At 63.0% G+C, this 23,190-nt stretch carries 16 protein-coding genes and 6 pseudogenes; 12 read left to right on the top strand and 10 right to left on the bottom strand.

All coding sequences use genetic code 11. The annotated features are described in order from the left end of the window. Positions 1–72: 72 nt before the first annotated feature. The 3 genes and pseudogenes from OJJOAM_RS11225 to OJJOAM_RS11215 all read right to left on the bottom strand — a co-directional run bounded on the left by OJJOAM_RS11225 (position 73) and on the right by OJJOAM_RS11215 (position 3,489). A pseudogene (locus tag OJJOAM_RS11225) lies at positions 73–1,072 on the bottom strand (MDR family oxidoreductase). A gap of 183 nt (positions 1,073–1,255) precedes the next feature. Further along, on the bottom strand, positions 1,256–1,972 hold the full coding sequence (locus OJJOAM_RS11220; protein WP_150082632.1) for a DsbC family protein: 717 nt from the start codon (positions 1,970–1,972) through the stop codon (positions 1,256–1,258). Between the two features lie 227 nt (positions 1,973–2,199). Further along, on the bottom strand, positions 2,200–3,489 hold the full coding sequence (locus OJJOAM_RS11215; RefSeq protein ID WP_422647989.1) for a UbiH/UbiF family hydroxylase: 1,290 nt from the start codon (positions 3,487–3,489) through the stop codon (positions 2,200–2,202). A gap of 220 nt (positions 3,490–3,709) precedes the next feature. Here OJJOAM_RS11215 and OJJOAM_RS11210 point away from each other — a divergent pair. From OJJOAM_RS11210 to OJJOAM_RS11180, 7 genes and pseudogenes are all read left to right on the top strand, one after another. Next, a pseudogene (locus OJJOAM_RS11210) lies at positions 3,710–3,811 on the top strand (GTPase); the annotation flags it as partial. A 393-nt stretch (positions 3,812–4,204) separates the two neighbouring features. Continuing rightward, the gene (locus OJJOAM_RS11205) at positions 4,205–5,017 is read left to right on the top strand and encodes a pentapeptide repeat-containing protein (protein ID WP_422647988.1); all 813 of its coding nucleotides are present in this window, start codon (positions 4,205–4,207) and stop codon (positions 5,015–5,017) included. Continuing rightward, positions 5,007–5,645, top strand: coding sequence for a nucleotidyltransferase domain-containing protein (locus OJJOAM_RS11200; RefSeq protein WP_422647987.1), 639 nt, complete (start codon positions 5,007–5,009; stop codon positions 5,643–5,645). Before OJJOAM_RS11205 ends, OJJOAM_RS11200 begins: the two co-directional genes overlap by 11 nt. Positions 5,646–5,970: 325 nt before the next feature. Beyond that, on the top strand, positions 5,971–6,543 hold the full coding sequence (locus OJJOAM_RS11195) for a phospholipase D-like domain-containing protein (RefSeq protein WP_422647986.1): 573 nt from the start codon (positions 5,971–5,973) through the stop codon (positions 6,541–6,543). Between the two features lie 457 nt (positions 6,544–7,000). Further along, positions 7,001–7,459: a hypothetical protein gene (locus tag OJJOAM_RS11190; protein ID WP_422647985.1), complete on the top strand. Its 459-nt coding sequence runs from the start codon at positions 7,001–7,003 to the stop codon at positions 7,457–7,459. Between the two features lie 212 nt (positions 7,460–7,671). Next, positions 7,672–8,269 (top strand): annotated as a pseudogene (locus OJJOAM_RS11185) (recombinase family protein). A gap of 1,305 nt (positions 8,270–9,574) precedes the next feature. Next, entirely contained in the window at positions 9,575–10,495 is a 921-nt protein-coding gene (locus OJJOAM_RS11180) for a hypothetical protein (protein WP_422647984.1), read from the top strand. On the opposite strand, the gene OJJOAM_RS11175 is transcribed toward OJJOAM_RS11180, so the two are convergent. Together OJJOAM_RS11175 and OJJOAM_RS11170 are read right to left on the bottom strand one after the other, a co-directional pair. Next, positions 10,482–10,838 carry an endonuclease VII domain-containing protein gene (locus OJJOAM_RS11175; RefSeq protein ID WP_422649574.1) on the bottom strand — a complete coding sequence of 119 codons (357 nt, stop codon included), beginning with the start codon at positions 10,836–10,838 and terminating at the stop codon, positions 10,482–10,484. The genes OJJOAM_RS11180 and OJJOAM_RS11175 overlap by 14 nt on opposite strands. 208 nt (positions 10,839–11,046) lie before the next feature. Then, positions 11,047–12,051, bottom strand: coding sequence for a tyrosine-type recombinase/integrase (locus tag OJJOAM_RS11170; RefSeq protein ID WP_422649573.1), 1,005 nt, complete (start codon positions 12,049–12,051; stop codon positions 11,047–11,049). 391 nt (positions 12,052–12,442) lie between these two features. Here OJJOAM_RS11170 and ychF point away from each other — a divergent pair, with 391 nt between their 5' ends. The 3 genes from ychF to OJJOAM_RS11155 all read left to right on the top strand — a co-directional run bounded on the left by ychF (position 12,443) and on the right by OJJOAM_RS11155 (position 14,826). Beyond that, positions 12,443–13,534 (top strand): redox-regulated ATPase YchF, encoded by a 1,092-nt coding sequence (ychF, locus tag OJJOAM_RS11165; RefSeq protein ID WP_422647983.1) that lies wholly within the window; start codon positions 12,443–12,445, stop codon positions 13,532–13,534. A gap of 204 nt (positions 13,535–13,738) precedes the next feature. Beyond that, positions 13,739–14,425 carry a DUF433 domain-containing protein gene (locus tag OJJOAM_RS11160; protein WP_422647982.1) on the top strand — a complete coding sequence of 229 codons (687 nt, stop codon included), beginning with the start codon at positions 13,739–13,741 and terminating at the stop codon, positions 14,423–14,425. Next, complete coding sequence (locus OJJOAM_RS11155; protein WP_422647981.1) at positions 14,422–14,826, top strand: hypothetical protein; 405 nt, start codon at positions 14,422–14,424, stop codon at positions 14,824–14,826. Before OJJOAM_RS11160 ends, OJJOAM_RS11155 begins: the two co-directional genes overlap by 4 nt. Positions 14,827–14,846: 20 nt before the next feature. Here the strand turns inward: OJJOAM_RS11155 and OJJOAM_RS11150 are convergent. Next, positions 14,847–15,843 (bottom strand): annotated as a pseudogene (locus OJJOAM_RS11150) (zinc-dependent alcohol dehydrogenase family protein). Positions 15,844–15,948: 105 nt separating this feature from the next. Between OJJOAM_RS11150 and OJJOAM_RS11145 the strand changes: the two are divergent. After that, positions 15,949–16,848, top strand: coding sequence for a LysR family transcriptional regulator (locus tag OJJOAM_RS11145; RefSeq protein ID WP_422647980.1), 900 nt, complete (start codon positions 15,949–15,951; stop codon positions 16,846–16,848). A gap of 122 nt (positions 16,849–16,970) precedes the next feature. Here the strand turns inward: OJJOAM_RS11145 and OJJOAM_RS11140 are convergent. Further along, positions 16,971–18,240, bottom strand: a pseudogene (locus OJJOAM_RS11140) (MFS transporter). A gap of 126 nt (positions 18,241–18,366) precedes the next feature. On the opposite strand from OJJOAM_RS11140, the gene OJJOAM_RS11135 reads away from it, so the two are divergent. Continuing rightward, positions 18,367–19,254 carry a LysR substrate-binding domain-containing protein gene (locus OJJOAM_RS11135; protein WP_422647979.1) on the top strand — a complete coding sequence of 296 codons (888 nt, stop codon included), beginning with the start codon at positions 18,367–18,369 and terminating at the stop codon, positions 19,252–19,254. Positions 19,255–19,436: 182 nt separating this feature from the next. On the opposite strand, the pseudogene OJJOAM_RS11130 reads toward OJJOAM_RS11135, so the two are convergent. The 3 genes and pseudogenes from OJJOAM_RS11130 to OJJOAM_RS11120 form a co-directional block, all read right to left on the bottom strand. Then, positions 19,437–20,117, bottom strand: a pseudogene (locus OJJOAM_RS11130) (DMT family transporter); the annotation flags it as partial. Between the two features lie 56 nt (positions 20,118–20,173). Further along, positions 20,174–20,665, bottom strand: a complete 492-nt coding sequence (locus OJJOAM_RS11125) for a GDYXXLXY domain-containing protein (protein WP_422647978.1) — start codon at positions 20,663–20,665, stop codon at positions 20,174–20,176. After that, positions 20,662–22,866 carry a DUF4401 domain-containing protein gene (locus OJJOAM_RS11120; RefSeq protein ID WP_422647977.1) on the bottom strand — a complete coding sequence of 735 codons (2,205 nt, stop codon included), beginning with the start codon at positions 22,864–22,866 and terminating at the stop codon, positions 20,662–20,664. The genes OJJOAM_RS11125 and OJJOAM_RS11120 overlap by 4 nt, the downstream gene beginning before the upstream one ends. Positions 22,867–23,190: the final 324 nt, after the last annotated feature.

Below are 23,190 nucleotides of genomic sequence, written 5' to 3'. Positions count from 1 at the left end.
ACGTTGGTGGCGCGGTGGCGCCGTGTTGGTGCCGCCGCCGTACGCCCGCCGCGCGCGGCACCGCCTCCGACATCAACGATTGACGTCCACCACCACCCGTCCGCGCATGCCGCCCGCGATGATGCGCTGGCCCGCCTCGATCGCCTCAGCCAGGCCGATCTCCTGGGTGATCGCCGCCAGGCGGTCCGGCTTGAGGTCCTGCGCCAGCCGCGCCCACGCCTTGCTCGCGCCGCGCCATCGGCGCCATCACGCTGTCGATGCCGTGCAGCGTCACGCCGCGCAGGATGAACGGCGCCACCGAGCCCGGGAAGTCCATGCCCTGCGCCAGCCCGCAGGCCGTCACCACGCCGCCGTAGCGGACCTGCGCGATGGCATTGACCAGCGTGTGCGAACCGACCGCGTCGACCACCGCGGCCCAGCGCTCCTTCTGCAGCGGCTTGCCCGGCGCCGACAGTTCGGCGCGATCGATGACGTCGGCCGCGCCGAGCGCCTTCAGGAAGTCCGCCTCGCCGGTCTTGCCGGTCGAGGCCACGACGCGATAGCCGAGCTTGCCCAGCAGCGCGATCGCCACGGTGCCGACGCCGCCCGAGGCGCCGGTCACCAGCACCTCGCCCTGCTCGGGCCGCACGCCCGACGCTTCCAGCGCCAGCACCGACAGCATCGCGGTATAGCCCGCGGTGCCGATCGCCATCGCCTGCCGCGTGGTCAGCGACTCGGGCAGGCGCACCAGCCAATCGCCCTTCAGGCGCGCACGCTGCGCCAGGCAGCCCCAGTGTGTCTCGCCGACGCCGTAGCCGTTCAGCACCACCTTGTCGCCCGCTTGCCAGCGCGAGTTCGACGACTCCAGCACGGTGCCGGCGCCATCGATGCCGGCCACCATCGGCCATTTGCGTACGACCGGGCTGCGGCCCGTGATCGCCAGCCCGTCCTTGAAGTTGATCGTCGAATAGTCGATCTCGACCAGCACGTCGCCGTCGGCGGGCAGCTGGTCGTCCTGCAGCGTCGCGATCTCGGCGCGCGTCGACGGCTTGTCGCCGTCGGTCTGGGTCAGCAGCAGGGCGCGGAAGGTCATGGTGGTGTCTCCTGTGGATGCGATCCGTTGTGCGGTCCGTTGTGCGTTCTGTTCTGCGATCCGGTCTGCGATCCGTTTTGCGATCCCGGCCTGCGATCCGCTATGCGATCGGTGATGCGACCGTGCGCGCCGGAAGGCCGTGCCGGCCCACGCCGGCCCGCCGCGCCGGACCTCCGTGATGCCTTACTTCTTCAGGCTCGACAGCTTGCGCTCCAGCGTGGCGACATCGGCCGCGCCCGGAATGCGCGTGCCGTCGGTGAAGAACACCGCGGGCGTGCCGGTGACATTGAGGCTGTGGCCCAGCGCCAGGTTCTCTTCCAGCGGCGTCTTGCAATTGCCGGCACCGCTCGGCGCGACCTTCGACAGCATCCAGTCGCGCCACGCCTTGGTGCGATCGGCCGCGCACCAGACCTGCTTGGCCTTCGCGGTCGAATCCGGCGACAGCACCGGATAGAGGAAGGTGTAGACCGTGATGTTGTCCATCTGCTGGAAGGTCTGCTCGATCTGCTTGCAGTAACCGCAGTTCGGATCGGAGAACACCGCGACCTGGCGGCTGCCGTCGCCCTTGCTCCATTTGATCGCGCGCGACAGCGGCAGGTCGGACCACTTGATGCGATTGATCTCGGCCAGGCGCTGCTCGGTCAGGTTGGTGCCGCTGCGCGTGTCGAGCAGCTCGCCATTGAGGATGTAGCGGCCGCTCGCATCGGCGTAGACGAGCTGGCCGCCGATATTGACTTCGTAGAGGCCGGCGATCGGCGTCTTCTCCACGCTCTTGATCTCCGCGCGGCCGCCCAGCATCTTCTGCACATTGGTCTTGATGCGCTCCGCGGTCGGATCGGCCGCCGCCAGCGCCGGATGCGCGAAGGCGGCGGTGGCCACGGCGAGCGTCAGCACGGCCATCGCTCGCGCGGCGCGCTCGGTCAGCACGTTGGACCGCGTGATGGAACGCTGCGGGTTCGGGCGGGCGGAGCGCCCGAGGGAATACGACATGTTGACTCCGGGTTCTGGTTGGCTCGGATGTGGGTGGAGCGGGCGAATCGGCCGCGGGTTTTTCTGGATCGATCGGATCGGCGGGATCGGTCGGGCACGGCGGTTGCGTGGACGAGACCGGTTCAAGGCGCGGGCGCTCAGCCGAGCGCCCGTCCGATCAGGAACCGCTTCAGCAGCGCCTGAGCGCCCACGGCACGCATGCCGGTATTGCGGACCATCCGCGCCACCCCGCCCTGCAGCGAGAACAGCCGATGCAGGCCATCGGTGGCGGCCGTCAGCGACAGCAGGTCGGTGGCGCGCGCGCGCTCGTAGCGGCGCAGCAGGCGCAGGTCGCCTTCGTCGCGGAACGACTCTTTGGCGGCCATCACGCGGCCAAGTTCCGCGACATCGCGCAAACCGAGGTTCATGCCCTGCCCGGCCAGCGGGTGCACCACGTGGGCCGCGTCGCCGACCAGCACCACATGCGGCTGCACCACGCAGTCGGCATGCTGCAGCACCAGCGGGAAGGCCTGCGCGGGCGTCACGCAACGCAGCGCGCCGAACTGGCGGCCGACCGCACCGCTGGCCGCGTCCATCGCCGCCTGCGCCAGCTGCTCCGGCGCCAGCGCCGTCAGCTCGCGCGCATGGGCCTCGTCAGCCGACCACACCATCGACAGGTGATTGCCCGGCAGCGGCAGCATCGCCAGGATCTCGCAGTTGCACGACTCCTCGTCGGCCAGCAGCTTCGGCGGCGCGCCGAGGAACCACTGCCACGCGGTCGCATGATGCGGCAGCTCGCAGGCGAAGTTGGCGACCACGCCCGACTGCCGGTAGCGCCGCGTGCTGACGCCGATATGGCACTGGGTCCGTACCCAGGAACGGGCGCCGTCGGCACCCACCACGCAATTGGCGCGCACTCGCGCGCCGTCGGCCAGCGTCAGCGTGACACCCAATTCGTCGCGCTCGAAGCCGGTGGCGGCCTGCTGATACCAATGGACCTGATGCTGGAAGCGCAGCGCGGTGTCGAGCACCCGCTCGACATGGCCCGATTCGATGATCCACGCCAGCTCCGGCACCGCGGCGGCGTAGGCGGAGAAATGCAGATCGCCGGTCAGCCCGGCATCGTCGCGCGCGGCGGTATCGTCGCCGAACACCCGCATGTCGCGCACCGGCTGCATCCGCGACGGGTCCAGCGCTTCCCAGATGCGCAGCCGGCTCAGCAGTGCCTGCGAGCTGGCCGAGAACGCGTAGACGCGGCTGTCCCACTCGCCTTCACCGGGCACGGCAGCGGCGGCCGAGGCATTGCCGGGCCGCGGCGCGATCAGCGCGACCTGCATGCCCTGCTGCGCCAGCAGCAACGCGCAAGTCTTGCCGACGATGCCGCCGCCAACCACGGCAATCTGGAAATGGGAAAACGAGGTCCGCGTGGACGCGCTGGCTCTGGTCATGGGGCGATTATAGCCAGCGGCTTTGAGGGGTCACCCGGTACTCAGCCGGCGGACGGGCGAGCCGCTTGGTACGGGCAGCTCGGACGGGCGGGCAAGCCTCGTGGCATGGCGGCTCGAACGGGCAGGCAAGCCCCCTGGCATGGACGGCTCGGACGGGCGGGCGTCCGGACGGCCATCCGCTAGAATACCGGCTTTGCCATCGCTTACCGCCCGGAACACCATGAGCCTCAAATGCGGCATCGTCGGCCTGCCCAACGTCGGCAAGTCCACGCTGTTCAACGCCCTGACCAAGGCCGGCATCGCCGCCGAAAACTATCCGTTCTGACGCTCCCGGCAGATAATCTTTATAGATCAATTAGTTAGCAAGTCTCGTCAGACTTGCGGACAAAGCCATAACAAAAATCGCGGGGCCGCTTGCATGCACCAAATGCGGCTTACAGATGATAGCCGACACACCGGGACCTGTCTTCACGACGGCCACTCCCGCGGCCTGATACCCCATGTCCCTTGAGCGTTCCTGTGCTGCTTGGTCTCGGTCCGATCAGCAGGAACCCTCACTGTGCTGTCCCAACCAAATCTGAGTAAGTCCAGCAACCCCGCTTTTCGGGGAATCTTGCGCAACGCCTCGGCACCGAGGTAGATTTGGCGCTCCACCGTAGTTATCCGATAGGATGCGGCCGGCTTCCTCCTGCGACTAGTAGCGCCTCCGACGCCCATGAATAATCAAAAAGACTATTTCAAAATCAACGGATTTGAGAAAAAGAGTTATTCGGGGACACACATTCTTGATGCTGGCGGAAAAAAGGTCCACTTTAAAGACTGCAATTTCAGCTACTGCATTATCGAACGCGGGTACTTTCATGATGCCAAGTTCGAGAACTGCACGTTCACCGGAACGCGCTTCATCTCTTGCAATTTCCGCTCTGCAACGTTCGCCAATTGCGATTTCTCATACGCGACGTTTTTCACAACAATCGTATCCGAGGAAGAAATAGCGAAGAACCTGCCAGATCAGCCCAATAAGCGACGCGACCTAGTAAGAACCCTCCGTGCAAATGCGGCGTCAATGGGCAACCAAGAGGCCAGTAATAGCCTTCTTTCCTTAGAACTAAGGGCGAACACAGAGCACTATCGCCGCATGCATCGAGATAATCATTCGTATTACTCAAAATATTCTAGGGCCCAAAAAATCGAAGCGTTCTTCAAATACTGGGGCCTTCGACTGGAGGAGATCGCTTGGGGCTATGGGCTATCGCCTATTCGCCTTGTGCTTTGGCTTCTCCTTATACTGTTTTTCTGCGGTGTCGCCATGGCGATATCAGGGCCCGGCGACGTTGTTGTAAATGCCGCATTATTAAGCCGGATAGGCAGTCAAATGCTTCTTGCCGCCTTTGCTGTGTTAGATCTCGCCCTCATCGACTCAGAAGTCCTGGACGCACATCGCGTTATATTCGGCTTCTTGGTTGCAGTTCGGGTCATAATTTTGGGTCTATTCATAACAGTGATATATCGTCGCTATGCACGATAGCACAGACAACATTTTGACCGTTCGGCTATTCGGCTCGCATGCGCGGGGAGAGGCAGACGAAGGTAGCGACGTGGACATACTGGTTGTGGTCCACGACGCATCAAATTCACCCTCCAACTTGGCACTGCCAAACAACACGGATGTTTCTCTCTACTCCGCGGAGAGAATTGCTTCGATGTTTGCCGAAGGCCACCTATTTGCTTGGCATTTGTATCTGGAATCCGTGCCATACGGTTCGCTCGTCCATGATGACTGGTTCAAGTCTCTTGGTCGCCCGTCGGAATATAAAGAGGCGAGCTTGGATCTTGAGCAATTTGTCTCCATACTCGAAGAATCTCTTGATTCCCTCGATAGGGGCCATAACTATATATTTGAGGCCGGCATTTGCCATCTAGCCTTGAGAAATATCGGAATGATTCTCAGCCATATCGAAAAAGGAAGACCGGATTTTTCGCGCTACGCCGCAATTCGTCTGCCTGCGGAGTTACGCCCCCCCGATCGGCCCCGCACAGTACGATCTGCTTATCGCTTGCCGGCGCCTCTCAAATCGCGGAGATTACAGCATACCGCCGCCTTCCGCTTCCACAATTCAGGGTATTCTTTCAAACGTCCGTTTGTGGACCGATAAATTGAGGAATAAGTATGGCATCAAGATCTGAACGGTTCCGCGCTAGAGTAAAATTGGAACGCGAAGTACTGCGACTACTGAATAGCGGATGGAAAGGACCCAAATTAATGGGGCTATCACGAGATGGTATTTCACTTTGGCGGACCAGCAACGTGGCAGCAGGATGCGAACCAGACTCCGTGGAGACAGTTGCCAGAATCCTGACGGATATAGCGATCAAGCTACGGATCGAGGCCGACTCAAGCAGAACCGTATTTGATGAAGCCGCGTTCGAGACCTCACTGGAGGAAGAACTAGAGCAAATCCGTACAATCGGAAGGCAAAAATGCTAATTCACAGCAGCGGCAAGATTGAAGATTTTTTGCGCCTCAACGAAACCGGCTGCTTGCGCTGCACGAATATTCTTGCCTCCATCCCGTACGCGATGAAGGGTGTAGCAAGCGACGATTTCTATAAGACGATAACCGCAACGAGAATACCCTGTACAACCTATTGTCGCTTAGACTGGAGCGTCCCCTTCGACACCAGAATTATAAGAGATTTTTCATCAGAAGGATGCAAATTTTTCTTTATAGAGGAATACTTGCATGCCAAAGTAATTTGGTGGAAGGGATGGGGGGCATATATCGGATCATGTAATCTAACCGATCGTGCTTGCTTCGAGAACTTTGAAGCAGGATGGTTTTTCGAAGACAGTGAAATCAATGCTCGTGGAATCCAAAATGAACTGCAGGCGTTTTTCGATGAACTGGAGCGCGACTCCATCCCTGAATCGAGTGAAATCGTTTCGCTACTCGACAGACAAAATGAGCGATTAGGAGAATATAGGGCGATGAGGCAAGCGCTATCCCACGGGTTCTCTGACGCATTACATCGGCATCTTAGTAGTCGACTATAGACAGAGGGCCGAATATCACGCGGAATTACTTTTCTCGGCATCTATAATATCGAGATAAATCGCAAGATACAAGAGTTATCCGACATAATGAATGGGCGTACGTGCACCTGCTGAATCGCAAGCCATCTGGCGATTATGAGTCCAACCTGAGGTTGCGCCCAAGTAGGTCTCTTGGGACTTCGAAAACCTACCTAATTGTGGGGACACACTGGGCAGGCATTAAGCGGGCGCACTGCGCTCTCTTGTATTAGATTCGCGATACGGGTGAAGCGACATATCTCCCGCCAGACAACTGCCGACTCCCCCGCAGACGCCGTTGTCTCCATTGCGAGTAATCAAACAACAACGCCAAATTGACCTTTAGCTGCTTTTTTGAAACTCGGGGGAGATGCAGGGGAATGGGGGTACTTCGCGATTAGTCTCGCGGGAATACCAGAAACGACTCCGAATAGATGGCGTGCTCGACATCAAGTTCCGCAGTGAATACCTCAACGGTTCGGGTTCGGTCGTTGCATTTGGCTCTTTCTATCCGTTGGTCGCGTGGATCAACTTGAGGCAATCAAGGCAGCCAGCGCCGGAATTTATTAAGGTCTACACCCGCGGGGGCTATCCATACCTTTCGCGTGGGGTTCCACCGAGCGCCGAGCGCTTTCGCCCGGTCCTTGTCCGAATACGGGACGTTCAAAACAGTGTCTTGCAATGCATGGCGGAGCTTGTATTGTCCCCGCAAACGGCGGTCATGGATCGCTTCGTTTATCTCTCCTGCGCTGAGGCCGAGCGCTTCCAGACGCTCTCGTTGTTCCCTCAGTTCGGCGCCGAGGTTCTCACCAGTTTTTGCAGCGCGTGCCATCAGTTCAAGGAAGCGTTGCAATTCGATTTCCCTTGCTCACGTATGCCTCCCGTTGTAGTCGATTGATTCTATTCCTCGCGTCATAGCGACGCCAACAGCTCACACTTCGAATACGGTCGTTTTTAAGGCTAGGCCTTAAATCCTAGGGAAAACACCCACCTCAGTACGAAACCGACCCCATTCGGACTACCCTTGCGGGGCATGTACGAAAGTAACCCTGGGCTTCTTTCGTACAGCATGTATAATTCGTACGTCCTTTTCGTACATCATCGCACCCAATGTCCAGAGTCTTCGCTTACTGCCGCGTTTCCACATCCGACCAGACAACCGACAACCAGGTCAGGGAAATCGAAGCAGCGGGTTTCGCCATACAGGAAAAGCGCATTGAGATTGAGGTGGTAAGCGGGTCCGTTGCAGCGTTTGAGCGCCCTCGCTTCTCCCGCTTGGTAGATCGGATGGAGAGCGGGGATGTGCTGGTTGTGACCAAGCTGGACCGGCTGGGCCGCAATGCCATGGACGTCCGAAGCACGATTGATAGGCTGGCTGCTGATGGCATCAGGGTCCATTGCTTGGCCCTTGGGGGGCGTGGACCTGACTAGCGCAGCGGGGCGGATGACCATGCAAGTTCTTGCCGCCGTGGCTGAGTTTGAGCGGGACCTGCTCATCGAACGCACGACCGCAGGCATCAGTAGGGCGAAGTCTGAAGGGAAGGCTTTTGGTAGGCCGTCAGCGTTGTCGCTAACGCAACAGGAGGCCGTGCGCTCGCAGCTCGCTCAAGGCGTCTCTGTGGCCCAGCTCGCTAGGGAGTTCAGCACCAGCCGTCAGACCATCATGCGTCTGCGAGACAAGGTCCAATCTGGCTCTCACGACCTCTGAGACGTCTCTTTGCCAGGCATCGTCTCAGGCTGCTCAGCCCGCACCACAAGCCCTTAGATTTTATCTAGTGAAACACAAATGAAATCAGGGGCTTAGAAATACCCGCCCACTACGAGGAAGTGCGGGCCCCATTCGGTCCGACAGTCTGTCGGGAGGGGCGCTCGGAAGCCTAAGCCTGCGTCTGCCCCACTTTGCCTCCCACTGTGACACCTCCTGATTAGGTTCGGTCAGCGCTCAGGGGTGCATCCTCTTGAGCGGTCTTCGCCGCGCAGCCAATAGGCGTCGCCTCATCTTGAGGGAACCCTCGACGTTCTGACCAGCAACCTCATCCTAGATGTGCCAGCAGGGTCCGAAGTTAATACGTAGGCCCCTTATGAATCAACCACTTACCAATGCCCCGTCACCACGAGAGAACCATACGCAAAAAATGACAGAAAGGAACACATGAATACGAACAGACCAGCCCCAAAAAAGGGGCCGAAGCGCCCTGGGCCGGACTCAAGACCATAGGTTGGTACTGCAAGACGCATGACGATTGGACGACACATCTTGTGGCTGGCGGTCGTGGTGTGTGCCAAGCGTGTAACGACAAACGCAATGGCTGCTTCGATGGCCCAATACCTTTCCCGTATGCGTTACTGACGAAGTCTCCTACAGCAGTCCTGTATGGGAGCCTAAGCAGACCCCGTGGAGATTGAATGACCTTGTCGGAAGCCGAACAACAGGTATGGCTAGCGGCAGCAGGGTTAGCCAAACCCATCGACCACAAGAAAGGCCAGAGAGTACGTACCGACCATCCCGAAAGGACGCTGCCAAGCGGGAACGAACCTCATCGCATTGCACAGCAACGTGGGAAGCGCATAGGGAGACCTCCAGGCGTAGCAAATGGATGGAACCGTCAAGACAGGGATATTGAAGCAGCCTTTGCCAAAGCCACAGCAAAGTGTGATGTCAATTTTTATTGGAGTTATGGTCGATGGCCCAGCTCTGATGAGTCATGGGACCTATACATCGACACTATTCCAGTAAAGCTCTGGGAGGACTGGATAAGGATGAGGAAACGCCGTAGCAAGGTACAAGCAGGGGAGATATCGATAGTGATTTATGTCTCACATTATGGATTATGTCCATAGTGGAACCCTCCCTCTTATTCAAAGACACCCACCCGAGGTCTTCTTAGGTCTGTTAGGGGGCCACCAAACTACTGTGAATTCCACAGTGAATTAGGGGCGTGTCGCTTTCCATCCTTTCACCAAAGCCAAGCAATCATCATCAAGCGTCGGTCAACAAACAAACTTTTCACACATGTACAACGAAAAACTAGCCGTGCTGGAGTCAGTTCGCACAGAAACCGAACGAGTTGCCCAAGAGCAAGTAGCTATCGCTGCATCGCAGGGGGTCGAAGCAGTCGCCAAGGTCGCAGTGTTCCCGGTCAGTGAGTTCCCAAACTGGGCAACCACCCTAGCCAAGATACTCTGCAAGAACCCCGAACTTGCGAAGGAACCCAACCACAAGCTGGCTTCTCTTATCGAACAGTACGAAGGCAAGACTGGATTGGCTCCGAAGATCATGTCAAAGAAACTCAGCGCCCCACAGGTCTCCTACGTTGCTGAAATCCTTAGGAGTCACGGATATGAGGTAACTGGGTTAGTCAAAGGCACCGATATCAAACGCATAGTCGACGGGAAGTCATCGCCGCCCTCGCCAACGATCTTCTTCCCAGATGCGGTCTCCATCGACGGGACAATCTATCGATACCGAGAGCGTAGAACAACTCCTACGGGGACGCCTTGGAACGATCTCTGCATTCGCATCGGGAGCGCTGAGGTCCCTCTGGTCACCGTACTCAAGCTGAGAAACATCAGCATCGGAGAGTTCCAGCAGTTGGACGATGCAGCCAAGCGGTTTGCCGAAACGCAACAAACGGTACGTAGACAAGAACTAGATAAGGAGCGAGAGTGTCCCCGCAGCCTGTCCCACCTCGCAAAGGTCGTGGAGAGGACACAGAGACGTTCCGCCAAGCCCAACGAATACACCAGCAGCGAACTGGCAGAATTGATGCGGACATGGCACCACACCATAACAATCGAAAAGGGAGGCCAACCCTCATTTTCTGATCTGATGCTTGAGTTGCCAGACAATCCAGAGATGCTCAGCGCCCTGAGGCGGTTCGCTGGGAGACCACAAGACCTAGCAGCGAACGACGAGAAATCTATCGCTGCTTAAGTCCCTTCTGTACTTGGCTCTCAACCGGCCACGATTGCGCAGTGGCGGGGGAGCTTAATCCTGCCGAAGCCCCCCGATTCCACATCGGCCTTATACCCCCCTTCAGATAGTCGATAGCCGCCCGGAGAATCGCCGGGTCGTCCTGGAGAAGGCCTAACGCCCGGTTGCAGTTATGGCAGAGAAGACCGCGAACTCGTCCGGTCTGATGGCAATGGTCGACAACAAGCTTGACCCTGTGACAACCCTTCATCAAGAAACCCTCACCACCGCACAGGGCGCAAACATGCCCCTGCTCATTCAACAACGATATATAACGATCGTAGTCGATCCCATAACTCCTCATGAGGTACGCACTAACTACCCCATAGTCTGCGCACTCCTGAGAGCAATAGAGGTTACTAGGGGCCTTAGGGGTGAAAATAGAAGTGCAACGCCGACAAGGCTTCGGATTGAAGTATCCCTGTGGGTATTTCGTAGCTTCTGCTGTTTGGTCTTTCCAACGCTTGTTTCCGTTTCTGTAGAGCATCGTCTTTCGTCTCTTGGCATCTGACTCAGAGGTCCGCGTCAACAGAAGTCTTTGCTACATCGGCGACAACCGTAGCAAGCCGCCGGGTGTCCTCCGGCGATTGTGGACCACGGCTCTCCCTATCCTCCAATGACATGCACGACAGGCTAAGCGCCTGCTGAATGCGCACAAGGGCATCCGCCACGTCCCGCTCATCCAATCCAACGTAATGCCTATGCAATGCATCCGACCTCTTTGGAGCGTGCCCAAGGATTCTTCGCAGAATCGCGTCACCAATCTCCAAACGGGCTCCCACCGTCGCCAGCAGTTTCCGCAGGTCATGCAGCGTGAATTCTTGGGCTCCCGCCCTTTGCGCCCTCTCTGTAACGTGGTCCACTGACAGCCCAGCGAACAACCTCGCGGCCGATCCCCTAGCTGCACAGCGCCTCTCCAACACCTCCCGCATAGGCATTGTTATCGGTAGCGTATGGGGCTTCCCGCCCTTTGTATTGGGGATCAGCAAGACACCGCCCTCCAGGTCTACATGGTCTCGCAGAATGGCCCCACATTCGTTCTTGCGAAGGCCTGTCAGGAAGACCAAGCGAAGGTAATCTCGTTGGAGCTCTGGGAGCTTGTCCACAGCGGCAGACCATGCGGGTAGGTCCGCTTCCCTCAGTTTCCTGGTTCTTGGCTGGGCTCGTGAAGGGAGTAATCCAGCTGCCCCGAGCTTCAGAAAGGGGTTCGGCACCTCAAGTCCATGTACTGCGTGCAGATATCGCAGCAGGGACCCGATAAGCCCTCTTCCAAGCTCCACAATTGCCGCGCCATTCTTCTGAACGAAGGCGTGACAGTGTTCGGCAAAGGCTGCGCCCTTGAGTGCGGAAACGGGTTGCTCAAGCCAATCCTGGAAATGAGTCTTCAGTACCGATTGATACCGAGCATGGCTAGACGGCCTGATCTTCTTGGCGGTTGCGTAGGCCGTCAATGCTTCACTGAGATTGGGCAAGCTGGCAACAGAAGGCCGAACAGGGATTTCCCCTGCACGGCACATGCGGAGAATCGGCAAGGCCAACTCTCGTGCCTCGTTGATGCTGACCAGCGGCCATCGCCCCAAGCTAACCCTTACCTGCCTGCTTCGGGCACTGGTAGCTACGAAAAACGTCAGGTGTCGCCGCCCAACGCGAGCGCACAAGCCGCAAAGCACACTATCCCGCAGGATGGCTCCATGCTTGGTCCTGTGGCGCTCCAGCGCGGCTTCTGAGAAGGTTACAATAGCCATCTTTTTCGTGACAAATCCAGTACAAAATCGTTGAGAAAAAGCCCCGATTTGCTGGTCTTTTCCCGCGCTGACTCCCTCGGCCTTGGTAGCGTCCATCGCTCCCACGACGGCCCCTCCAGCAAGGTGAGCAGCACTGCAACCCAATGATTTCTAAAGGTTTTCCATGAGCCTCAAATGCGGCATCGTCGGCCTGCCCAACGTCGGCAAGTCCACGCTGTTCAACGCCCTGACCAAGGCCGGCATCGCCGCCGAAAACTATCCGTTCTGCACCATCGAGCCCAATGTCGGCGTGGTGGAAGTGCCGGATCCGAGGCTTAAGGCCCTCGCCGACATCGTCAAACCCGAGCGCGTCGTGCCCGCGACGGTCGAGTTCGTCGACATCGCCGGCCTGGTGGCCGGCGCGTCCAAGGGCGAAGGCCTGGGCAACCAGTTCCTGGCCAATATCCGCGAGACCGACGCCATCACGCACGTGGTGCGCTGCTTCGAGGATCCCAACGTGATCCACGTGGCCGGCAAGGTCGATCCGCTGTCGGACATCGAGGTCATCAATACCGAACTGGCACTGGCCGACCTGGCCACCGTCGACAAGGCGCTGGCCCGCTACGTCAAGCCGGCCCGCGCCGGCGACAAGGAAGCGCAACGGCTGGTCGCCGTGCTGGAGAAGGCCCAGGCCGTGCTCGACCAGGCCAAGGCCGTGCGCACGCTGGACCTGGCGCCCGAGGAATGGGACGCGCTGCGCCCGTTCTGCCTGATCACCGCCAAGCCGACCATGTACGTCGCCAACGTGCGCGAGGACGGCTTCGAGAACAATCCGCACCTGGACGCGGTGCGCAAGTACGCCGAGACCACCAGGTCGCCGGTCGTCGCCGTCTGCGCCGCGATCGAGGCCGAGATCGCGGATCTCGAGGACGAGGACAAGGCCGTGTTCCTGGCCGACCTCGGCATGGAAGAGCCGGGCCTGGACCGCGTGATCCGCGCCGGCTTCAGCCTGCTTGGCCTGCAGACCTACTTCACCGCCGGCGTCAAGGAAGTGCGCGCCTGGACCATCCACGTCGGCGACACCGCCCCCAAGGCGGCCGGCGTGATCCACACCGACTTCGAACGCGGCTTCATCCGCGCGCAGACCATCGCCTTCGAGGACTTCATCGCCTTCAAGGGCGAACAGGGCGCCAAGGAAGCGGGCAAGATGCGGGCGGAAGGGAAGGAGTATGTGGTCAAGGATGGGGATGTGATGAACTTCCTGTTCAACGTCTGAGGACGGCGAACGGTTCCCACATCCGCGTCAGCGGCCATGTTCGACAGCCCGGCTTGCCGGGCTGTTTTGCTTTTACAGGTAAGGGCTTCGACCGGCCGCCATCACCGATACAGTGGCACTTCGATAGCGACGTTTTTCGGTAGAATTTTCCGCTCCGCATGGGTAACGTGGCGGCCAGCGAAACGCTTGCATCAAGGAGGTCCCATGGACCTTACCGGCATCGGCCTCTACACCTTCCAGGAAGCATCGAAACTCACAGGCATTCCGGCCCGCGATCTGCGTCGTTGGCTGGACGGCTACGCCTATCGGCGCAAGGCGGACCGGAGCACTGTCCCGGTCAGTCCGCTGTGGGAGCCTGAACTGCTGCCGGCGGAAATCGATGGAATGAGCTTCCACGATCTTCTCGAGGTCCGCTTCGTTCGCGCCTTCCGTCAGCATGGGGTCAGCCTGCAAACCATCCGCGTGGCCAGTGAAAAGGCTCGTCAGTTGTTCGACTTGACCTACCCCTTCACGTCGCGCCGCTTTCAGACCGATGGCCGTACCATCTTTGCCTCGGCGATTCGCGAAACCGGCGAGGTCGATTTGCTGGACCTGCTCAAAGGACAGTACGCGTTCCAGAAGATCATCGAACCGTCTCTGTATCAAGGCATCGAGTTTGGATCAGACGATACCGCGCTGCGCTGGTATCCGTCGCCTTGCAGCAAGGCAGTCGTAATCGATCCGCAAATTGCGTTCGGCAAGCCAATCGTGGCCGAAGGTCAGGTCAGGACGTCCATCCTTTACGCCTCATTCCTCGCCGAGAACGACAGGCAGTTTGTCGCCAGACTGCATGAGGTTCCCCTCGCCGCGGTAGACGCCGCCATCGCCTTCGAAGAACGACTTGCCGCGTGAAATTCTTCGTCGACAACAACCTGCCCCCTGCGTTGGCGCGGGCGTTGCATGCGCTGTCCGACGTGCATGGGCATTCCGTCGCCCATCTAAGAGATGTGTTTGCAGAGAACACCGCCGACGCCGACTGGATCGAACGTCTATCCAGGGAAGGCGGATGGTCCGTGGTGACGCATGACAAGCTGAACAAGGGTATCGAACGGGAAGCCCTGCGTCGGGCGGGCCTGATTGTGTTCTTTCTGGACCGGAGCTGGTCCAACCATCGATTCTGGGACATTGCCTGCAACCTGGTCCGATGGTGGCCACGCGTCATCGAACAGTCGGACGGCCTTCGGGGTGGCGCGGCGTTCAAGGTGCCGTACAACTTTTCCGGCAAGGGCCGGTTCGAGCAGGTCATGCTCTAGACCCTGCCGCGTTATCTCCTTCAAACCCTCACCACCACCTTCCCGAACTGTTCATTCGACTCCAGATACCGATGCGCCTCGACGATCTGGTCGAAATCGAACGTCCTGGCGATGACCGGCCGCAGTTCGCCCTCCTCCAGGCCACGCAGGATGAACGCCTTGGCGGCCGCAAGCCGCACCGGGTCGCCAGCGATCTCGTGAACCAGATACCCCCCGCAGCGTCAGCGACTTGCTCAGGACGGTGAACAGCGGAAACGGCGTCGGCGCCGGGCTGAGACCGCCGTATTCGATGAGCATGCCGCCGCGCGACATCGCTGCCGTCAGGGGCTCGAAGATCGGGCCGCCGACCGCGTCGAGCACGACGCGCACGCCCTGCTCTCCCGCGATTTCCTTTAGGCGCGCTTCGAGGTCTTCCTCGTCCGAGGCCACCACATCCCGGGCCCCGGCGTCGAGCAAGGCGGCCCGCTTCGCCGACGATCGCGTGATCGCGATCGGCATGGCGCCGACTCGATTGGCGATCTGGATCGCGGCGAGGCCGACGCTGCTCGATGCCGCCGTGATGGCCACGACGTCGCCCTTGCCGAGCCCAGCGATATCGACCAGCGCGCCATAAGCGGTCAGATACGGCATCCATAGCGCCGCGGCGGCTTCCCAGCTCAGCGAGGGCGGATGCTTGACCACGAGCTCGGCGGGGCAGCGGACCAGTTCGCCATACGCGGGCCAGCGCACCATCGACCGCGGCGGCACGATGCTGACGGCGTCGCCGGGCGCAAGGCCTTCCACGTCCGGACCGACCGATTCGATCACGCCCGCCGCCTCGAGGCCGAGCCCCGACGGCAAGGCCGGCGTCTCGATATAGCGGCCGGTACGCAGCAGCGCCTCCGCGCGGTTCAGTCCCAGCGCCCTGACGCGGATCCGCACCTCGCCGGCCGCGGGATCCGGCACCTGGACCGTTTCGATGCGCAGGACTTCGGGCCCGCCATATTGGTGGAAACGAACGACACGAGCGGTTTGCATGATTGGCTTGACTCCAAATCGATCAGGACGAATCCAGTATGATTTGGCGTCTGACGCCGATAAATAGCCGCTCCGGCACAACGGTAGAAACCATTGGTTTTCAATATGGACCGTCTGACCAGCATGTCCGTGTTCGTCAAAGCCGTCGACCTGGGCTCGTTTGCGGCCGCGGCGGACGCGCTCGGCATCACGGGCCCGATGGTCGGCAAGCATGTCCGCTTCCTCGAAGAGCGCCTCGGCACGCGGCTGCTGAACCGGACCACGCGCCGCCAAAGCCTGACCGACTTCGGACGCGCCTATTACGAACGCTGCCGCCTGATATTGGCCGAGGCCGAGGCCGCCGACGCTCTGGCGGCCGATCAACTGGCCGAGCCGCGGGGCAGGCTTCGCGTCACGATGCCCGTGCATTTCGGCCGGCATTGCGCGATGCCGATCCTGTTGGCGCTCGCACGGCAATATCCGGCGCTGGAACTGGAGCTGTCGTTCAGCGACCGGCTGATCGATCTGGCCGAAGACGGCTACGACCTCGCGATCCGCACCGGAAGCCTGCAGGACCGGGCCGACACCATCGCGCGCCGGGTAGGCCGACAGCGCATGGTCGTCTGCGCCTCTCCTTCCTATCTTGCCCAGCACCGCGAGCCGCAATCGATCGACGACCTGCGCCAGCACCATGCGATCGTCTATCGCCGCTCCGGACCCGTCGCGCCGTGGCTGTTCCCTAGCGAGGACGGGCGGCCGGTGGAATTGCAGCCCACCGGCCGCCTGCTGCTCGACGACCTCGATGCGATTGCCGACGCGGCGACGGAAGGCATGGGCATCGCATGGCTGCCTTATTGGCTCGTTCGCGAACGGATCGACGCCGGTGCATTGGTACAGCTGCTGCCGAATGAACCGGCATTCCTGTACGACGCCTATGCGCTTTGGCTGCGTACGCCGCATCTCGCCCGCAAGGTGCGGCTGGCCGTCGATGCGCTCGCGGCCGAGCTGCCGAAGCAGATGGAATAGCGTTCCGGGTTCCGGGTTCAGGATTCCGGGTTCAGGCGTTCCGGCGTCCGGGTTCCGGCGTCCGGGTTCCGTCGTTCCGGGTTCCGACGTTCCGTCGTTCCGTCGTTCCGTCGTTCCAGCGTTCAGGGGCTCAGGCTCCCTGTGTCCTTGCCCGCCCGCGGAAACAGCGGCCACGCCATCGCCGCACAGGCCCCCGCAACCAGCCAGACACCGGTCCAGCCGCTGCGGTCGAGCAGCTGCGGGATCGCCGAAGGCGCAACGAAGTACGCGACAAAGACCAGCGTATTGGCCAGCCCCAGCGCAGTGCCGGCACGCTCGGCACCGGCTTGCGTTGCCAGCTCCGTATAGGCGACCCCATGCCAGGCGGACACGGCGATACCCGCCAGTACGACCGCGACCATCGTCAGCGGCGCCGGCACGCTGGTTCCGATTGCCGCGCACAGCGCCAGCGGCACGAACATCAGCGCCGCGACCATCGTGCACTGGCGCAGCCACGCGCGACGGTTGCCACGCCGATCGGTATGGCGGCCGCTCCAGATCCGCATCGCCATCGCGCCGACCTGCACCGCGCAGAGCGTCGCGGCGATGCCCGCCACGCCGACGTGCGCGACGTCGTGCAGGAATACCGAGGCAAAGCTCAGGATCGCGAATTGCGGCGCGCACAGGAGGCCGATGGCCGCCGCGATGCGCCAGACCCCGACACTGCGCAACGGCCCGGCGTCGCTGTGGGCATGGCGCCGTCCCGCCGCGGCCACATCGGCATGTGGCGGCTCGTGCAGCCACCGCCAGGTCAGCCAGACCGATACCGCGCAGAAGGCGGCGAGCACCGCGTACACCCAGCGAAAGCCCGCAGCGACGGCCAACCACGGCAGCACCAGGGCCCCCCAGTCCGCCACCGAGCGGCACCGCCGTCTGGCGGATGCTCATCGCCAGGCCGCGCTCGCCTTCGGCGAACCATCGCATCACCGCGCGCCCGCTGGCGCCGTTGACACTGCCGCCCGCCAGTCCCAGCAGCGCCATGCAGGCCATCGCCATCCACAGCGGCGGCACGCGATCCGCCGCCGGGGCCAGGACCAACGCCATGACCGCCAGCGTCAACGCGGTGGCACCGAGCCCGTACAGCAGCACGCGGCGGTCGCCCCAGCGATCGGCCGCCGCGCCCCATGGCAATTCCGACAGCGCGGCGCCGACGCCCAGCGCGCCGAGCAGCAAGCCGAGTCCCGCGTTATCGAGGTGGTAAGCGCCGCGCAGCCATACCGCGGTGGCCGGCAGCCCGTTGGCAGCCGCGATGAAGCTCACATTGGCGGCCACGCCCACGCCCAGGACTTTCCAGCGATGCGAGGCAGCGGCGGTGGCCACGGGTTCGCCGTCGGCGCGGCAAGAACGGGACAAACAGAGGGATTCGGCCACGACGGCTCTCCGATCAGGCAGTTGACGGAGCGCCAGTATTGCAACGACCATTCGTCATGAAAATCGGAAAGTTTTGAACCGATTGTTTTGAATTTCCGGACGATCCCCATGGCACTGAATCTCGACATCGCCGCGCTGCGCAGCCTCGTCGCGGGCATCGACCTCGGCAGCTTTGCTCGCGCGGCCGATCAGGTTGGCCGTTCCACCTCCGCCGTCAGCGCGCAGATCCACAAGCTGGAGGACATGGCCGGCACGCCGCTGTTTCGGAAGGCCGGCAGGACGCTGGAGCTGACCGAGGCGGGAAGCCTGCTGCTGGGCTATGCACGGCGCATCGTCGCGCTGAACGACGAGGCCGCCGCCGCGGTGCGTGGTGTCGATCTGTCAGGGGGAGTGCGGCTGGGCCTGCAGGAAGAGTTCGGTGAGGCGATGCTGCCCGAGGTGTTGGGCCGGTTTGCACGCGCGCATCCGAAGGTCCGGGTCGAAGCGATGGTGGCGCGCAATCACGATCTGTTCTCGCGCATCCAGGCGCGGACGCTGGAGCTGGCGCTGGTCTGGGGCGGTACGGATGGGGCTGCCGCCGCGAGAGCACGGGGCGCGGATATCACGCTGGTCGCCGAACCGCGCATGTGCTGGGTCGGACCGGCCGCGCTGCCCTGGCGCTTGGTGCCTGGGGAACCCGTACCGCTGGCGGTGTTCGACCGACCCTGCCATTTCCACGACGCCGCCACTGCCGCGCTGGATCGCGCCGGCATTCCGTGGCGCGTCTCGTTCACCAGTCCGAACCTCGGTGGCCTGTGGGCCGCCGCCGCGGCCGGCCTCGGCCTGGTCGTGCGCACGCCCTACGGCTTGCCGGCATCGCTGCGGCAACTCGGGCCCGCCGACGGTCTGCCTCCGCTGGGCAAGATGCCGCTGATGCTGCTGCGCGCGCCGGGTCCGGCCTCCGAGGTTTCGCAGCGATTGGCGGAGATCATGCTGGAGGCGTTGCGACCGGTGTAAGCACGATGATCCGATACCAGGCAGCTCATTGAGGTCGCTCGGATCCGCGATAGGCCATTGCCATCCCTACGCCACCCAACACCGCCACCGACGCCACCACCAGCCGCCACGTCACCGCCTCCCCCCAGCACCACCACCCCACCCGCCGCGGCGATCACCGGCACGCTTAGCTGCACCAGTGCCGCCGTGGTCACCGTCAAGCCCCGCAGCGCGACGTACCAGATGGCATAGCCCAGCGCCGAGGCGATCGCGCCGGACAGCACCGCGTACAGCATCCCTTCGGCATCGTGGCTGGCCCACGGCAGTGCTGCCAGATAGAGCGGCACGCAGCAGAGCGCGGCGCGCAGGAAGTTGCCGGCATTGGCGCGCACCGGATCGCGTACGCCCTTGGCGCGGATCGAATAGACGCCCCATGCCGCGCCGGAAGCCAGCATCAGCAGCGCGCCAAGCAACGGCGGCGCGGACAGGCCGGGCAGCAGCATGCCGATCAGCCCCGCGACGGCGATCAGATAGCCGGCCGTCTGCACGAGATGAGGCCGTTCGCCGAGCCACAAGCCTCGGCCGATCATGGTGACCTGCACCGCGCCGAACAGCAGCAGCGCGCCGGTGGCGGCCGACAGTTGGGCGTAGGCGTACGAGAAAAAGACGGCGTAGGCGAACAGTGCCAGCGCCGAGCACCAGTTGCCGCTCGATGCCGCGGGCGTTGGCTCAGGCGCGCGCGAAACGCCATGACGCAGGCGGACCAGCGCCCACAGCGTGATCGCGCCAGACAACAGCCGCACGGTGGTGAAGCTGGCCGCGTCGATGGTGGTGTCCCGCAGCGCAAGCCGGCACAGCAGCGAATTGCCGGCGAAGGCGAGCATCGACAGCGCGGTACAGCCGAGCACCAGCGGGACCGAGGGCGCGGTGCTCGACGTCTTCACAGGGGATGTCCTTCGGCGTCGCGCAGCTCCACCAGCAGCGCCTGTCCCTGTGCATCGACACGAAACGCGCCAAACTGCGCGCCCTCGTAGCGGCGCCCCTGGCCTTCCTGGAAGAAGAAGGCGTCGGTCGAGATCTGGACCTGGTCCGTCCCCCAGCGCGACGGCCTCAGCTGAAAGCGCAGCAGATGCTCGCCGGCGACCAGTGGCTCACCGCGATGCAGCCGTACGAAGCTGGCCTCGCCGCGCGCATCGAGTCGGACCACCGCGGTGCGGATACGGTCGTCGGTGGTCTCCAGCGCGCGCAGGATGGGCGCGCCGATGGCGAAGTTCAGCGCCATATAGTCGCCCTGCATCAGCGAGCGCGGGTCGACCGGCGCCAGCCGCAACAGCACCACATCGCCGCGCGCGAGCAGTCGTTCCTTGCCGATCACGCCGGCGCCGGCGACCGCGAGCGTCAGCACCCAGGCAATCAGGATCCAGCGTTTCATCGGCCGACCTCCTCTGCGATGTCGGCCGCACCGAGTGCGGACCGGGGCCGCGACAGCCACGCGCGTGCCGCCAGCACGACGATACCGGCCGCAACCAGCGTTGCCGACTTGATCGCCAGCGTCCAGTGCAGCGCGCTGTAGTACCAGATGAAACCGAGGCCGATCGTCGCAAGGCCGAGCCCGAGCCAGGCCACGGAAGCGCGCCGCAAGGCGAGTCCTGCAACGAGCACGCCTGCCACCACGGCGGGTGCGCCGATCATCAGCGCGGCACAGAGCGCCAGCACCCCGCCGACCGCGGCGCGCCGGCGGGGCGACCGTTGCAGCCGGGCCGTTTCGACGATGCCAAAGCCGACCAGCAGCACCGCAAACAGCGCGCCCGCCAGCCAATGCGGCACGCCGCGTGCCGCGGGTTCGGTGAAGAGGCCAAGCGGATGGCCGATGCCGGTCACGATCAGCGCGCCGAGCAGGCTGCAGAACAGCAAGGCGTCCGCGGCCGGGGCGAGCCAGTGATGTCGCCCGAGCGCGGCGGGCCGTCCCTCGACGCCCGCGAACAGCGTCGCCTTCAGCGCGGCGATCGGCGCCAGCCAGACCAGCGCCCAGCCGATCCCCTGCCAGGGCGTGGACGGCCCCATCGCGATGGCGATGGTCAACGCGATTGCAATCGAAACCATTGCCGCAAGCGCGCACAACAGGCGATGCAGCCGATTGCCGATCGCCGCATAGAGCAGCATCTCGCAGGCCGCGATCCCACACCAGAACGCAGCGGTCTCCACGGCGCGGGCGCGGCCGAGCAGGTCGGCGGCGGCATAGAAGGCCAGCCCCTGCCCGGTCAGGCTGCTGGCGAGCGCGAATTGTTCGAAGCCGGTATGGCCGGCGCGGCGCCGGTACAGCAGCGCGGCCAGTGCGATCAGCGCCAGCCCGCAGACGAGAATGGCGCCGCGGTTCTCGCGCGCGGCGACGAATACGGTGCCGAGGAGGAACAACTGGAAGAACACCGCGCCGAGCCAGCCCGCCAGCCCCGTCAACAGACGCACCGACCACGGTGCCTCGGTGTCCGCCGGCGGTTGCCCTTCGACCGCGCCCTCGGCGGCCAGCTTGCGCCACAGCGCCTGCACGGCCGCCGCCGGTCGCGCAGTCTCGTCCTGTTCACGGGACCGCGGCTCCCCGTTAGCCAGCGACGTCTGCGCATGACCGCGATGCAAGCGCATCAACCACGTCGCCGACACGGCCGACAGGCCGAGCGTCAGCAGGCCCAGCAGCAGGAAGCCGCCGAATTCCGCGCCGGCCTCGAACAGCAAGCGCCCAAGCCCCGCGACGATCAGCGCGATCAGGGACAGCGCAATCCCGCTCAGCACCAGCAGATCGACGTTGCGCCGCCGGAACCAGGCGCCAAGTCCCAGCAACGCGGCCAGCGCGACGATCAGCATCGCGCCGTCGAAGCGGTCGCCGAACAAGGCGGCGAGACCGAGCCAGACCGCATGCGCGCAGGCGAGAAACGCCAGCAGTCGCACGCCGCCCTGGCCGCGCACGCCGGCACGCGGCGCGTGGGCGGACAGCACCAGCCATAGCACCAGCTGCAGCAAGGCGGCGGCAAGCAGCCACAGGCCAACGAGCTTGCCGTCGTCGACGCCGAACAGCAGCGTGAACGGCAGGCCGGCGCCGAGCTCGACGCTGAAGAAGCGCAGCAGCGCGACATTGGCCAGCACCACCACCAGCCACCAATGCGGCGGGGCGTGCGCGGCCAGCGCCCAGGGCACGGCGAGCAGCGCCCACCAGGCGAACAGTTGCCACGCGTCGGCGCCGGTCTGGTAGACCTGTCCGATCACCGCCAGCAACGCCCCGGTGATCATTTGCGCGGCGAACAGCGCGGCGCGGCCGGCGGCGTCGCCGTCCGGCCGCCGCCAGGCGAAGGCCGCCAGCGCGCTGATCAGCACGGCCAGCACGCCGAAACGCGTGAACTTGTGCAGGGCCTGCCAGTTGAAGGCGAAGAAGACGATCACGCCGGCGCAGAGCAGCGCCACGCCGAGCGCCAGCAGCGCCCGTTGCAGCCAGCGATGCCAGTCTGCAGGCCGGGGCTCGGTATCGGCCCAGGCCTGGCGCGCCGGCTCCATCGCCAGCCGCCCCTGTGCGCACCAGTCCACCAGCGCGCGCCGCTGGGCATGCCGGATGTTCAGACGATGGGCTTGGCGATCGGTCGGCATGGGATGAGCAGCGCTCCGGAAAGGCGTTGGCTGCACTCTAGCAAAGCGCCGTGGCGGGCGCACGGTCAAAGGCGGTGGGGCGCAAACCAGCGAAGCACCGGGCGGTGCCGGTATGCTGTCGGCTTTTCCCGGCTCACGGCTTGCGGTTCGCGGGACCGGGCCGCGGCACCGGGCACCGGGCACCGGGCACCGGGCACCGGGCACCGGGCACCGGGCACCGGGCACCGGGCACCGGGCTCCGGGCTCCGGGCTCCGGGCTCCGGGCTCCGGGCTCCGGGCTCCGGGCTCCGGACTTTGGACTTTGGACTCTGGATCTGGACTCTG

It is taken from the genome of Cupriavidus sp. H18C1, assembly GCF_049311595.1.
Lineage (GTDB): Bacteria > Pseudomonadota > Gammaproteobacteria > Burkholderiales > Burkholderiaceae > Cupriavidus > Cupriavidus cauae.
This window is presented reverse-complemented; position numbering and strand designations above follow the sequence as displayed.